The 12,700-nt window shown below is 74.2% G+C and carries 11 protein-coding genes; 4 read left to right on the forward strand and 7 right to left on the reverse strand.

Going from position 1 to position 12,700, the window contains the following annotated elements:
• Positions 1 to 10: 10 nt before the first annotated feature.
• Positions 11 to 2,779, reverse strand: a complete 2,769-nt coding sequence (gene ppc, locus XF36_RS26110; RefSeq protein WP_082375662.1) for a phosphoenolpyruvate carboxylase — start codon at positions 2,777 to 2,779, stop codon at positions 11 to 13.
• A gap of 462 nt (positions 2,780 to 3,241) precedes the next feature.
• On the opposite strand from ppc, the gene XF36_RS26115 reads away from it, so the two are divergent.
• Positions 3,242 to 5,170 carry a beta-galactosidase gene (locus XF36_RS26115; RefSeq protein ID WP_238589026.1) on the forward strand — a complete coding sequence of 643 codons (1,929 nt, stop codon included), beginning with the start codon at positions 3,242 to 3,244 and terminating at the stop codon, positions 5,168 to 5,170.
• A gap of 140 nt (positions 5,171 to 5,310) precedes the next feature.
• On the opposite strand, the gene XF36_RS26120 is transcribed toward XF36_RS26115, so the two are convergent.
• From XF36_RS26120 to XF36_RS26140, 5 genes are read right to left on the reverse strand one after another with little or no spacing between them, the layout of a single operon-like run.
• Positions 5,311 to 5,589 (reverse strand): HPr family phosphocarrier protein, encoded by a 279-nt coding sequence (locus XF36_RS26120; RefSeq protein WP_060714008.1) that lies wholly within the window; start codon positions 5,587 to 5,589, stop codon positions 5,311 to 5,313.
• Positions 5,590 to 5,621: 32 nt separating this feature from the next.
• Positions 5,622 to 7,136: a PTS fructose transporter subunit IIC gene (locus tag XF36_RS26125; protein WP_060714009.1), complete on the reverse strand. Its 1,515-nt coding sequence runs from the start codon at positions 7,134 to 7,136 to the stop codon at positions 5,622 to 5,624.
• Positions 7,133 to 7,582 (reverse strand): PTS sugar transporter subunit IIA, encoded by a 450-nt coding sequence (locus XF36_RS26130; RefSeq protein ID WP_060714010.1) that lies wholly within the window; start codon positions 7,580 to 7,582, stop codon positions 7,133 to 7,135. Before XF36_RS26130 ends, XF36_RS26125 begins: the two co-directional genes overlap by 4 nt.
• Entirely contained in the window at positions 7,579 to 8,526 is a 948-nt protein-coding gene (gene pfkB, locus XF36_RS26135) for a 1-phosphofructokinase (protein ID WP_060714011.1), read from the reverse strand. The genes XF36_RS26130 and pfkB overlap by 4 nt, the downstream gene beginning before the upstream one ends.
• 26 nt (positions 8,527 to 8,552) lie before the next feature.
• Complete coding sequence (locus XF36_RS26140) at positions 8,553 to 9,314, reverse strand: DeoR/GlpR family DNA-binding transcription regulator (protein ID WP_060714012.1); 762 nt, start codon at positions 9,312 to 9,314, stop codon at positions 8,553 to 8,555.
• A gap of 99 nt (positions 9,315 to 9,413) precedes the next feature.
• On the opposite strand from XF36_RS26140, the gene XF36_RS26145 reads away from it, so the two are divergent.
• The 3 genes from XF36_RS26145 to XF36_RS26155 all read left to right on the forward strand — a co-directional run bounded on the left by XF36_RS26145 (position 9,414) and on the right by XF36_RS26155 (position 12,380).
• The gene (locus XF36_RS26145; RefSeq protein WP_060714013.1) at positions 9,414 to 11,066 is read left to right on the forward strand and encodes a putative PEP-binding protein; all 1,653 of its coding nucleotides are present in this window, start codon (positions 9,414 to 9,416) and stop codon (positions 11,064 to 11,066) included.
• Between the two features lie 79 nt (positions 11,067 to 11,145).
• Positions 11,146 to 11,763: a ClpP family protease gene (locus XF36_RS26150; protein WP_060714014.1), complete on the forward strand. Its 618-nt coding sequence runs from the start codon at positions 11,146 to 11,148 to the stop codon at positions 11,761 to 11,763.
• A 5-nt stretch (positions 11,764 to 11,768) separates the two neighbouring features.
• The gene (locus XF36_RS26155) at positions 11,769 to 12,380 is read left to right on the forward strand and encodes a ClpP family protease (protein WP_060714988.1); all 612 of its coding nucleotides are present in this window, start codon (positions 11,769 to 11,771) and stop codon (positions 12,378 to 12,380) included.
• A gap of 3 nt (positions 12,381 to 12,383) precedes the next feature.
• Here the strand turns inward: XF36_RS26155 and XF36_RS26160 are convergent, their stop codons facing one another.
• Positions 12,384 to 12,665: a helix-turn-helix domain-containing protein gene (locus XF36_RS26160; RefSeq protein WP_060714015.1), complete on the reverse strand. Its 282-nt coding sequence runs from the start codon at positions 12,663 to 12,665 to the stop codon at positions 12,384 to 12,386.
• Positions 12,666 to 12,700 lie beyond the last annotated feature (35 nt).

Consider the following 12,700-nt stretch of genomic DNA (forward strand, 5'->3'; position numbering starts at 1 on the left):
GTGTCGGGGCTCAGCCGGTGTTCTTCATCCCGGCCGCGATCCCGTTGATGGTCAGGAGCAGGGCGCGCTCCAGGTCGGGGTCCGGGTCGTTCCCCGCGGCCCGGCGCTGGGCGAGCAGCTCGACCTGCAGGTGGTGCAGCGGCTCCAGGTAGGCGTCGCGCACGGACAGCGTGCCGCGCAGCACCGGGTGCCGGGCGAGCAGCTGGTCCTCGCCGGTCACCGCGAGCAGCTCGCGGCGGGTCAGCTCGTGCTCGGCGCGGATCTGCGCGAACAGTCCCTGCTGCTCCGGGTCGACCAGCGTCGCGACGTAGTTCGACGCGATCCGCAGGTCGGTCTTGGCCAGCGTCATCTCCACGTTGCCGATCAGGTTCCGGAAGAACGCCCACTCCCGCATCTCGGCCAGTTCCTCGGCGTAGCCCGCCTCGCGGGCGGCCCGCAGGCCCGAGCCCAGGCCGTACCAGCCGGGCACCACCATCCGGGTCTGCGTCCAGCCGAACACCCACGGGATCGCGCGCAGGTCGTCGAGCGTCGGCTCGCCCTGCCCCGGCCGCTTCGACGGCCGCGACCCGACGTTGAGCCGCCCCAGCTCCTCCACCGGCGTCGCCGCGGTGAAGAACAGCGGCAGGGCCGGGTCGTCGACGAGGGTCCGGTAGGTGGCGGTGGCGGCCTCCGACACGCAGTCCATGACCTCGTCCCACCGCTTCAGGGTCTCGGCGGGCCAGCGGGATGCCTGGTGCAGCAGCGACGCGTCCAGCATCGACGCCAGCAGGATCTCCAGGTTGTCGTGCGCCAGGCTGGGCAGCGAGTACTTGTCGGAGATGACCTCGCCCTGCTCGGTGAGCTTCATCGTGGCGTCGACCGACCCGAACGGCGCCGACGCGATCGCCTCGCCGGCCGGACCGCCACCGCGTCCGACCGACCCGCCGCGGCCGTGGAACAGCCGCAGCCGCACCCCGTGCTCGGCGGCCACGTCACGCAGCTGGCGCTGGGCCCGGTGAATCTGCCACTGCGACGCGGTGATCCCCGCGCCCTTGTTGGAGTCGGAGTACCCCAGCATGATCTCCTGCAGGTCACCGCGGTTGCGGACCTGCTGCCGGTACCCCGGGTCCGACAGCAGCCCCTCCAACAGCTCCCCGGCCCGGGACAGCTCCTCGACCGTCTCGAACAGCGGCACGAGGTCGATCGAGGAGCGCGGGTCGTCGCCGATCTCGACCATGTACGCCTCGCGTGCCAGCACGGCGACGGCGAGCAGGTCGTCGACGTCGCGGGCCATCGAGACGATGTAGGTCCGCACGACCTCCTCGCCGAACTCGTGCTGCAGCGCGTGCACCGTGTCGAACAGGTCCAGCACCGGTGCGGCGGCCTCGGGCACGCCGTAGTGGCGACGGAACAGCGGCCGCTTGTTCCGCAGCTCGGCCGACAGGAGCTCCCGACGCTCGTCGCGGGTCAGCTCGGAGTAGGGCCGGTCCAGCTCGCCGAGTCCGTCGAACACCGCCCCGAGCGCGTCGTGGTGCTTCTGCGAGTGCTCGCGCACGTCCAGCTCGACCAGGTGCAGGCCCAGCGCGCGGGCCGAGCGGATCGCCCTGGCCAGGGTGCCGCCGGCGATCCGGGCGCCGTGGTGGCCGCGCAGCGACCGGTCCACGACCAGCAGGTCCTCCAGATAGCCGGCCGACCCCAGGTAGTCGACGCCCGCCTCGTGCGCGGCGCCGGTCGCGATCCGCCGGCGGGTGTTCTCCAGCCGGGCCGCGACGTAGGACAGCTTGAGCCGGTACGGCTCGTGCGCGTTGAGCCGGATGAAGCGGTCGTGCACCGCGGGCAGCGCGCGCCGGTCCCGGGCCAGCGAGCCGCGCAGCTCCTCCGACACGCCCATCACCCGCGTCGACACCGACAGCTCGAAGACCAGCTTCTCCACCAGCGCGGTGTGGATCCGGATCGCCCGGTCGGCGTTGAGCTCCAGGACCTCGCGGGTCACCGCCGGGGTGACGTTGGGGTTGCCGTCGCGGTCGCCGCCGACCCACGACCCCAGCACGAGCGGACGGGCGTCGGCGGGGATCTCCAGCCCGGCGTCGGCGGCCTCCCTGGCGAACTCGCCCAGCAGGTCCGGGACGGTCCGCTCGCCGAGCCGGGCCGCGAACCAGGCGACGTTGCGTGCCTCGTCGATCACCATCGGCTTGCCGGGGCGGATGTCGTCGGTCTGCCACAGCAGGTCGACCAGGGCGGCGAGCTCCTCGTCGGGCGCCTGGGCGTCGAGCGCGTCCACGACCCGGCGCAGGATGCCCAGCACCGACTGCCGGGTCGACTCGGTCGGGTGCGCGGTGAACACCGGGCGCAGCTCGGCCCTGGCCAGCACGTCGGCGACCTCGTCCGGGTCGGCCTCGGTCGCCAGGCGGCGCAGCACCGCCCGCAGCGGTCGCGCGTCGGCCGGTCGCAGCTCCCGCAGCTCCCGTGACCGGTGCAGCTGCTCGGCGACGTTGGCCAGCTGGAAGTACTGGGAGAACGCCCGCGCCAGCAGCACCGCGGTACCGGTGTCGATCCCGTCGAGCAGGGCCGCGACGACGTCCGGCCCCGCCTCGCCGCGTGCGGAGTCCCGGGCCGCCCGTCGCACCTTCTCGACCAGCTCCAGGACCTCGGGACCGGCCTCGTCGGACAGCGTCCGCCCGAGCATCGTGGACAACCGCCGGATGTCGGCGCGCAGCGCCTTCTGCTCACTCTCGCTGACGACGCCCGAGTGCGCGGCCAGCGAGTCGGGGGCGAGTGCGGTGGTCTCCGAGGGGCTCACTCGGGCTCTCCGGTTCTCCGCGCGGTGACGCGGTTCGGGACGGGCCGCTCGCGTCGTCGGGAACGGGGGTCGGGCCCCGGCATCGTCCCTCGCCGTCGTGGGGCGGGGCCATCTCTGGCGCCGCCCGTAACCGCGGGGAAACCTGATCTGCACGAAGTCGGACGCATCCGCACGACATCGCACATCGCCACGGACACACTGAGCCTTTTTCAACCTGACCAGCGAGCTCCTGCGTCAGGAGATCGCGAAGGTTGCAGCGCAACTGCTCTGACCACAGCTGCACAGGTCACCGGCTCGCTAGCTCGGCGTCTGCACCCACACAACCAGGCCCCTGAGCTGCCGGAACGGCAGGTTGAAAAAGGCTCACTGGGTGCATGACCGGCTGGCTGCGTCGCACCCCCGGTGCCTCCCGTCCTCGCATCGAGTTCGGGGCCGACTACAACCCCGAGCAGTGGCCGCGCGGTGTGGGAGTCCGACGTCGCGCTCATGCGCGAGGCCGGGGTGACGATCGTGACCGTCGGCGTCTTCTCCTGGGCGCTGCTGCAGCCCGTACCGGACCGCTGGGACCTCGGTTGGCTCGACGACGTGCTGGGCCTGCTGCACGCGGGCGGGATCGCCGTCGACCTCGCGACCGCGACGGCCTCACCCCCGCCGTGGCTGCACCACCGGCACCCGGAGATCCTCGCCGTCGCCGCCGACGGCCGGATCCTCGCCCCGGGCGGGCGCCAGCACCACCGCCCGACCTCCCTGGTGTTCCGCCGCCACGCACTCGCCCTGGTCGAGCGCCTCGCCCGCCGCTACGGCGACCATCCCGCGCTCGCCGCCTGGCACGTGTCCAACGAGCTGGGCTGCCACGACGTCCACGACCACTCCGAGGACGCGCAGCGCGCGTTCCGGGCCTGGCTGCAGCGCCGCTACGGCGACCTCGACCGGCTCAACCAGGCCTGGGGCACCGCGTTCTGGTCCCAGCACTACGGCGAGTGGGACGAGATCGGCACCCCGCGCCGCACCGGCCCGGGCACCCACCCGAACCCGACCCAGCAGCTCGACTTCGCCCGCTTCTCCTCCGACGCCCTGCTCGACCACCTGCGCGCCGAGCGGGACCTGCTGCGCGAGCTCACCCCGGACGTGCCCGTGACGACCAACTTCATGGTGATGGGCGAGACGAGCGGCATGGACTACGCGACGTGGGCGCCGCACGTCGACATCGTCGCCAACGACCACTACGTGTTCCCCGGCCCGGAGGCCCGCGACGAGCTCTCTTTCTCGGCCAACCTCACCGGCAACCTCGCCGGCGGACACCCGTGGTGGCTGATGGAGCACTCGACGTCGGCGGTGAACTGGCAGCCGGTCAACCGCGCGAAGCGCCCCTGGGAGCTCGCCCGCGACGCGCTGACCCACCTCGCGCACGGCGCCGACGCGCTCTGCTTCTTCCAGTGGCGCCAGTCCGCGGCGGGCGCCGAGAAGTTCCACTCCGCGATGGTGCCGCACGCCGGGCCGGATTCGGCGCTGTTCCGCGACGTGACCGCGCTGGGGGCGACACTGCGTGAGCTGGCCCCGGTCGCCGGGGCGCGGCGGGTCCCCGCGCCGGCCGCGGTGCTGTGGGACTGGCCGTCGTGGTGGGCCGCAGAGCAGCCGTTCACCCCGACCGCCGAGCTGCGCTACAAGGCCGAGGCGCTCGGCTGGTACCGGGCGTTCCTCGACGCCGGGGTGCGGGCCGACGTCGTGCCGGCCGACGCCGACCTGTCCGGCTACGGGCTGGTCGTCGCCCCGGTGCTGCACGTGGTCGGCCCGGACCGCGCGGCCGCGCTGACCGCCTACGTCGAGGCCGGCGGGCACCTGGTCGCCACCTACTTCTCGGGCACCGTCGACGACGACGCGCACGCCGTCCTCGGCGGCTACCCGGGCGCGCTGCGCGATCTGCTGGGCATCCGGGTCGAGGAGTTCGCCCCGCTCGACCCGGACGCTGTCGTGGAGCTCGACGACGGCTCCACCAGTGACCTGTGGAGCGAGGCCGTGCAGGTGGTGGACCCGGCCGTCGAGGTGCTCGCCCGCTGGACCGGCGGTGGCACCGACCCGGCCGCGGGTGACCCGGCCGGGCTGCCCGCGGTGACCCGTCGTCCGGTCGGGGACGGGTCGGCGACCTACGTCCCGACCCGGCTCGCCGACCGTGCCCCGCTGCTGCGACGCTTGCTGTCCGCCGCCGGGATCGGGTCCGAGCTGCCCGGCGAGCTGGTGGGACGGGTGGAGCTGGTCCGCCGCGAGGGGTTCCGGTTCGTCGTCAACCGGACCGACGCCCCCGTCGACCTGGGGCCGCTCGGCGCGGCGGAGGTGCTCGCCGGCCCGGCCGGAACCCTGGCTCCGCGCGGGGTGACCGTTCTCCGGGACTGAACCGCACATTCCTGCCCCTGGGAGGGCGGAAACGTGCCTCTCGGCGGCAGCGTCAGCGGCAGAGCGGGCCGCGGACGACCGGACGCCCCGCCGCGCGGGAGGCGTGGCGGGGCGTCCGGGTCGTACGGGGTGACGCGGGGTCAGCTCGCGTCGAGGTCCTGCTCCAGCAGCTCGGCCAGGGCGGCGACGGCGGCCTCGCCCTGCTCGTCGTCGGAGGAGGTCAGCACGACCTCCTCGCCGGACTGCACGCCCAGGCCCATCACGGACAGGATGGAGGCAGCGTCGACCGGTCCACGCTCACCGTCGGCGGTCCCGATCTGCACCGTCACCCCCTGCTCCTTGGCGGCGGTGACGAACAGGTTGGCGGGGCGGGCGTGCAGCCCGACGGACGATCCCACCTTCACGCGGCGCTCGGCCATGTCGGTGTTCCTCTCGATGTGGGTGGTGGGTGTCAGCCGGCGACCGGCGCGGCGGCCGGGGCGGCGGCGGGCTGCTCGACGGCGGCCGGGGCCGGGGTGCGGCGGGCCGACTTCAGGCCGACGACCAGGGCGGCGGAGACCAGGGTGCCCGCGACGATCGCCAGCAGGTAGGCGAACGGGTTGCCGATCAGCGGGACCACGAAGATGCCGCCGTGCGGGGCGCGCAGCGTCGCGCCGAAGGCCATCGACAGCGAACCGGCGACCGCGGACCCGGCCATCAGCGACGGGATGACCCGCAGCGGGTCGCCCGCGGCGAACGGGATCGCGCCCTCGGTGATGAACGAGGCGCCCAGCAGCCAGGCGGCGCGGCCGTTCTCCTGCTCGACCTTCGTGAACAGGTTCTTGCGGACGGTCGTGGCCAGGGCCAGCGCCAGCGGCGGGGTCATGCCGGCCGCCATCACCGCGGCCATGATCATCAGCGCGGTCTCCGACCCGGTGGACAGCCCGGCGACGGCGAAGGCGTAGGCGGCCTTGTTGACCGGACCACCCATGTCGAAGGCCATCATCAGGCCGAGCAGGGCGCCGAGCAGGATCGCGTTGGTGCCCGACAGGCCGTTGAGCCAGTTGGTCAGGCCGGTCGTGGCGGCCGCGAGCGGCGTGCCGACGACCAGGAACATGATCGCGCCGACGACGGCGGTGCCGATCAGCGGCAGCACCAGCACCGGCATGATCCCGGCCAGGGCGCGCGGCGGCTGCCACAGCTTGAGGCCGTAGACGACCGCGCCGGCGAGCAGGCCGGCGACCAGGCCGCCGAGGAACCCGGCATGGGTCTGGACGGCGATCATGCCGCCGACGAAGCCGGGCACCAGTGCCGGGCGGTCTGCGATGGCGTAGGCGATGAAGCCGGCCAGGACCGGGACGAGGAAGCCGAACGCCAGGCCGCCGACCTGGAAGAACAGCGCGGCCCAGGACTGCACCGCACCCGCGTCGAACACGACCGAGGCGACGCCGTTGTCGTCGAAGGAGACGACGTCGGGGGCCTCGTTGATCTGGTATCCGCCGAGCGCGAAGCCCAGCGCGATCAGCAGACCGCCGGCCGCGACGAACGGGATGACGTAGGAGACACCGGTCATCAGCCAGCCGCGGAGCTTGGAACCGAAGCCCGAGCCGAAGTTCTTGGTGTCCAGGTCGGACCCGTCGCGCTGGGCCGGGACGGCGGCCGCGGCCGAGCCCTTCGGCTGCGCGGTGGCCTTCGCGACGGCCTGCTCGATCAGGCCCGGCGCGCCGCCGATGGCCTTCTTGACAGGGGAGGTGACGGTCGGCAGGTGCGCGAAGCGCTCCTTGTCCCGCACCTCGACGTCGGCGGCGAGGATGATCGCCTCGGCCTCGTCGAGCTGGGCCTGGGTGAAGGGTGTCGAGCCCGCCGAACCCTGAGTCTCGACGACGATCTCGTGCCCCGCCTCCTCGGCGGCGACCTCGAGGGCTTCGGCGGCCATGTAGGTGTGGGCGATGCCCGTCGGGCATGCGGTGACGGCGAGGAGCTTCATGCTCCCACCTCCTGCTGGATGAAGGTCGCGACGGCGGCCGGGTCGGTGGCGTTGCGGAGCTCGTTCTTGAACGAGGCACGGACCAGGCGACGGGCCAGCGCGGCGAGCACCGTCATGTGGTCGGTGTTCCCGCCCTCCGGGGCGGCGATCATGAAGATGAGGTCGGCGGGGCCGTCCTCGGCGCCGAAGTCGACACCCGACGGAGCCCGGCCGAAGGCCAGGGTCGGCTCGGTGACGGCCGCGGAGCGGCAGTGCGGGATGCCGATGCCGCCCTCCAGGCCGGTCGGCATCTGGGCCTCGCGGGCCTCGATGTCGGCGAGGAAGGTGTCCAGGTCGGTGACCCGGCCCGCCCGCACGAGGCGCTCGGCGAGAGCGGTGACGGCGGTCTTCCTGTCGGCCGACGGCACGTCGAGGTCGACCAGATCAGCGGTGATCAGTGCGGTCATGCGGCATCTCCGGTGAGAGCGAGGGTGACGTCCGGCGTGGGTGCCAGTTCGACGTCGTCGATTCGGATGTCGGCCGGTCCCGGCGTGGCGGAGCCGGGCAGTCGGCAGGCGGCGGCGCCGTAGGCCACGGCGTGGCGCAGGGCGTCGGGTCCCTCCCCGCCCGCGGCCAGGAACCCGGCCAGGGTGGAGTCACCGGCGCCCACCGTGCTGAGCACGGTGATCGGAGGGGTCCGGGCGTGGTACTCGCCGGACCGGTCGACCAGCAGGGCGCCACCGGCGCCCAGGCTGACCAGGACGGCGCCGATCCCGCGGGCCCGCAGCTCACGGGCGGCCAGCAGCACGTCGCCGAGGCTGCCCAGGGGGCGCCCGACGAGCTCGGCCAGCTCGGCGTGGTTGGGCTTCACGAGGTCGGGGGCCGCCGTGACGGCGTGCTGCAGCGGCGCGTCCGAGGTGTCGACGGCGATCCGCAGGCCGGGCCGGCGGCAGCGCCGGACCAGCTCGGCGTAGAAGTCGTCGCGCACACCCGAGGGCAGCGAGCCGCAGCCCACCAGCCAGGTCGCGCCCGCGCCGAGCGCGCAGGCCCGGTCCATCAGGGCCTCGACCTCGTCGGCGGACAGGTGCGGACCCCGCTCGTTGATCTTCGTGGTGACGCCGTCCGGCTCGACCAGGGTGATGTTCACCCGGGTGGCCTCGGTGATCGGCACCGCGACGGTCGTGACGTCGGTCGGCTCCAGCAGCGCGGCCAGCCGCTCGCCGGGCGTGGCACCCGACGGCATCAGGGCCACCGTGCGGTGCCCGGCCGAGGCCAGGGCGCGGGCGACGTTGACGCCCTTGCCACCGGGGTCGATCCGGACCGACCCGGCCCGGTGGACCTCGCCGCGCACCAGGTGCGGCAGCGCGATGGTCCGGTCCAGGCTCGGGTTCGGGGTGACCGTCACGAACATCCGCGGAGCGGGGACGGAACGGGGTGTCATGCGCGTACCACCTTGGGGCCGGCGGCCTCGAGCACGGCGGCGTCCGCCGCGGCGAGGCCGGTGTCGGTGATCAGCGTGTCGACCTCGGCCAGCGTGCCGAAGCGGACGAACTGGTCGGAGCCGAACTTGCTGGCGTCGGCGAGGACGACGGTGCGGCGCGCGGCGCGCAGCATCGCTCGCTTGGTCGCGCCCTCGCCCGTGTCGGGTGTGGTAAGGCCGCGGGCCACGGAGAAGCCGTTGGTCCCGAGGAAGGCGACGTCGATCGTCAGGCCGGCCAGCACCTCGGTGCCCCAGTCGTCGACGGTGGCCAGCGTCGTCCCGCGGACCCGGCCGCCGAGCAGCCGCAGGTCCACGTTCGGACGTCCGGCCAGCGAGGAGGCGATCGGCAGCGAGTTGGTGACGACGGTGACGTCGCGTTCGCGGGGCAGCGTGCTCGCGAGCCGGGAGGTCGTGGTCCCGGCGTCGAGCAGGACGGTCGCGGCGGTGCCCAGCTCGGCGAGTGCGGCCTTGACGATCCGCTCCTTCTCCGCGCCGAACTGGCTGTCGCGCTGGCCGACCCCGGGCTCGAAGTTCAGCAGGTCCGACGGGATCGCCCCGCCGTGCACCCGGCGGACGAGCCCCTGGCGCTCCAGGGCCCCGAGGTCCCGGCGGATCGTCTCGGGGGTGACATCGAGCTCCTCGGCGACGGCGGCCACGTCGACCCGGCCCCGGTCCCGGGTCCGGTCGAGCAGCCACTGCTGACGCTCCGCTGCGTACATCTTTGTTCGCTCCCGCTTCGATGCTTGCTTGTGTCTGAGTATGTGGGTTCTACTGTGTTTGTCAACGGGTCACGCCGACGTAACCCCGGGAGCCACTCCATGCCGAGCACGACCGCCCTCACCGGAATCCCTGCCAGCCCCGGCCGCGCCGGCGGCCGCGTCGCCGAGCCGCCGGGCGAGCCGGCCGCCGGTCCCGCCCCGGCCGACGCCGCCGCCGAGGCCGCGCGGATCGCACCGGCCGTCGAGCTGGTCTCGCAGCGCCTGACCGCACGCGCCGCGACCGTCACCGGCGACGCGAAGGATGTGCTCGAGGCGACCGTGTCGATGGTCGGGGACCCCACGCTGCTGGAGAACGCGGAGAATCTGGTGACCGGGCAGGGCCGGCCCGCCGCGCGTGCGGTGTGGGAGGCGGCGAACGCCTTCGCCGAGATGCTGTCGTCGATGGGCGGCTACATGGCCGAGCGCGCCCGCGACATCCACGACGTGCGGGACCGCATCGTCGCCGAGCTGCTGGGGCTGCCCGCACCGGGCGTGGCCGACCTGGACGCGCCCGCCGTGCTCGTCGCGACCGACCTGGCCCCGGCCGACACCGCCGGGCTGAAGCCGGGAGTCGCGCTCGCCCTGGTCACCGAGCAGGGCGGCCCGACCAGCCACACCGCGATCCTCGCGCGCTCGCTGGGGATCCCCGCGGTCGTCGGCTGCGCGGGCGCGGCCGGGATCGCCGAGGGCGCCGCACTGACCGTCGACGGCGGGACCGGTGAGGTCGTCGAGGTCGCCACCCTGGACGAGGCGACCGCGTTCGCCGCCGCCGCCTCGGTCACCGCCGAGTGGGACGGCGTCGGCCGCACCGCCGACGGCCTGGTCGTGCCGGTCCTGGCCAACGTCGGCGACGGCCCCGGTGCGGTGAAGGCCGCGGACGCGCGGGCCGAGGGCGTCGGTCTGTTCCGCACCGAGCTCGCGTTCCTCTCCGCGGCCGACGAGCCGACCGAGGCCGCCCAGCGCGAGGTCTACACCGCGGTGCTGTCCGCGTTCGCCGGCAGGCCGGTCACCGCCCGCACCCTCGACGCCGGCGCGGACAAGCCGCTGCCGTTCCTGTCGCTCGACGGCGAGCCCAACCCCGCCCTCGGCGTGCGTGGTCTCCGGATCGCCCGCGTCCCCGGCAACGGCGACGGCGTGCTGGATCGCCAGCTCGCCGCGCTCGCCGCCGCGGCGAAGGAGACCGACGTCGAGCTCAAGGTGATGGCACCGATGGTCGCCACCGCCGAGGAGGCGCGCTGGTTCGTGCAGCGCTGCCGGGCGCACGGGATCACCCAGGCCGGCGTGATGATCGAGATCCCGGCCGCGGTGCTCACCGCCGACGAGATCATGGCCGAGGTCGACTTCGTCTCGGTCGGCACCAACGACCTGGCTCAGTACCTGTTCGCCGCGGACCGCCAGTCCGGTCCGGTGGCCGCGCTCAACGACCCGTGGCAGCCGGCGCTGCTGCGGCTGATCGGGCTGCTCGGCGAGGCCTCGGCGCGCACCGGCACCCCGGTCGGGGTGTGCGGCGAGGCCGCGGCCGACCCGGGACTCGCCGCGGTGCTGGTGGGGCTCGGCGTCGCGAGCCTGTCGATGGGCTCGGGGGCGCTCGCCGCGGTCGGGGCGACCCTGGCCGGGCTGACGGTGGAGCAGTGCCGGGAGCGGGCCAGGGCGGCCTGCGCCGCGGCCGACCCGATCGCGGCCCGCCGGGCCGTCGCCGCCCTCGACGGCTGAGGCCTCCGTTCGCCCTGGGCGGAGCTGCCCAGGGCAGAACCGGGCGCGGACCGGGCCGTCCCCGGGCCACGGTGGGGTCATGAGCGACTCACCACGCAGTCCCCGCTTCGACGACCGGGCCCGCCGCGACCTCTACGACCAGCGGGTCGTCGTGCTCGACGGCCCCCTCGACGACGACAACGGCACCCTGCTCGCCACCCAGGTCGTGGCACTGGCCGCCCGCGACCCGGATGCCGACATCGCCTTCTGGATCCACTCGCCCGGCGGGTCGGTGCCGGCGATGCTGGCGCTGCGGGACCTGTTCCGGCTGGTGCCCTGCGACGTGTCGACGCTCGTGCTCGGCATCGCCTACAGCGCCGGGCAGTTCCTGCTCTCGGCGGGCACGCCGGGCAAGCGGCGCGCGCTGCCGCACTCGCGGGTGCTGATGCACCAGGGCTCGTCGGGGATCGGCGGGACCGCCGTCGACATCGAGCTGCAGGCCGACGACCTGCGCCACACCCGGGACACGGTGCTCGGCCTGATCGCCCAGGACACCGGGCAGCCGGTCGACCGGATCTTCACCGACTCGCTGCACGACCGCTGGTACTCGGCGACCGAGGCACTCGACTACGGCTTCGTCGACGCCGTCGTGGACTCCTTCGACCAGGTGGTGCCGCGCCGCGGTGCGGTCCCGACCGGCTTCGGCGTGGGGCGGTGACGGCGATGAGCACCTACACGATCCCGAACGTCATCGCCCGCACCCCGAGCGGCGAGCGGGTCCTCGACGTCTATTCCCACCTGCTCACCGAGCGTGTCGTCTACCTGGGCACCGAGATCGAGGCGGGCGTCGCGAACGCGCTGATCGCCCAGCTGCTGTTCCTCGAGGCCGACGACCCCGACCGCGAGGTGCAGCTCTACGTCAACTGCGGGGGCGGGGACCCCAGCGCGATGCTCGGCATCTACGACACGCTGCGCCACGTCCGCTGCCCGGTCGCGACGACGTGCGTCGGCCAGGCCGTGTCGGTGGGTGCGGTGCTGCTCGCCGCCGGGACCGAGGGCCGCCGGGGCGCGTTGCCGCACGCCCGGGTCGTGCTGCACCAGCCCGCGGCGCAGGGCCGCGGGTCCATCCCGGACCTCATCCTGCAGGCCGACGAGCTGGTCCGGATCCGCGCCGACATCGAGGAGATCCTGGCCCGCCACACCGGGCAGACCGTGGAACGGCTGCGTGCCGACACCGACCACGACCGGGTGTTCACCGCGGCCGCGGCGCGCGACTACGGCCTGCTCGACACGGTGCTCGAGCCGCAGCCGCCACGGACCCGGGAACGCCGGTGAGGGTCAGGCGGCGAGGGCGTAGGCGCGCTGCGGGCCGCGGGGTCGCGGCGCGGCCGCCAGACCGTCGGCGACGCCGCGGGTCAGCCCGGCCAGGTCGGTCCCGAGCGCCCCGGCGACCGCGGCGATCATCTCGCTGGAGGGCTCCTTGCGGCCCCGCTCCACCTCCGAGAGGTACTGCGGTGACACCCCGGCGCGCCCGGCCGTCGCGTGCAGGGTCTCGCCGCGGACGTGCCGGCGTCGTCGCAGCTCGCGGCCGAGTGCGTGCCGCCAGAGGGGTTCGCTCATGGGGGCACGGTAGGACCGGACGGTCCCCGTCGTCC

Source organism: Pseudonocardia sp. HH130629-09, from assembly GCF_001294645.1.
Classification (GTDB): domain Bacteria; phylum Actinomycetota; class Actinomycetes; order Mycobacteriales; family Pseudonocardiaceae; genus Pseudonocardia.

Excerpts from the sequence above, each read along its gene's own strand:
- XF36_RS26145 (WP_060714013.1), top strand. The coding sequence starts at position 9,414 with ATGCCGAGCACGACCGCCCTCACCGGAATCCCTGCCAGCCCCGGCCGC.
- XF36_RS26150 (WP_060714014.1), top strand. The coding sequence starts at position 11,146 with ATGAGCGACTCACCACGCAGTCCCCGCTTCGACGACCGGGCCCGCCGC.
- XF36_RS26130 (WP_060714010.1), bottom strand. The coding sequence starts at position 7,582 with ATGACCGCACTGATCACCGCTGATCTGGTCGACCTCGACGTGCCGTCG.
- pfkB (WP_060714011.1), bottom strand. The coding sequence starts at position 8,526 with ATGTTCGTGACGGTCACCCCGAACCCGAGCCTGGACCGGACCATCGCG.
- XF36_RS26125 (WP_060714009.1), bottom strand. The coding sequence starts at position 7,136 with ATGAAGCTCCTCGCCGTCACCGCATGCCCGACGGGCATCGCCCACACC.
- XF36_RS26120 (WP_060714008.1), bottom strand. The coding sequence starts at position 5,589 with ATGGCCGAGCGCCGCGTGAAGGTGGGATCGTCCGTCGGGCTGCACGCC.
- XF36_RS26155 (WP_060714988.1), top strand. The coding sequence starts at position 11,769 with ATGAGCACCTACACGATCCCGAACGTCATCGCCCGCACCCCGAGCGGC.
- XF36_RS26140 (WP_060714012.1), bottom strand. The coding sequence starts at position 9,314 with ATGTACGCAGCGGAGCGTCAGCAGTGGCTGCTCGACCGGACCCGGGAC.
- XF36_RS26160 (WP_060714015.1), bottom strand. The coding sequence starts at position 12,665 with ATGAGCGAACCCCTCTGGCGGCACGCACTCGGCCGCGAGCTGCGACGA.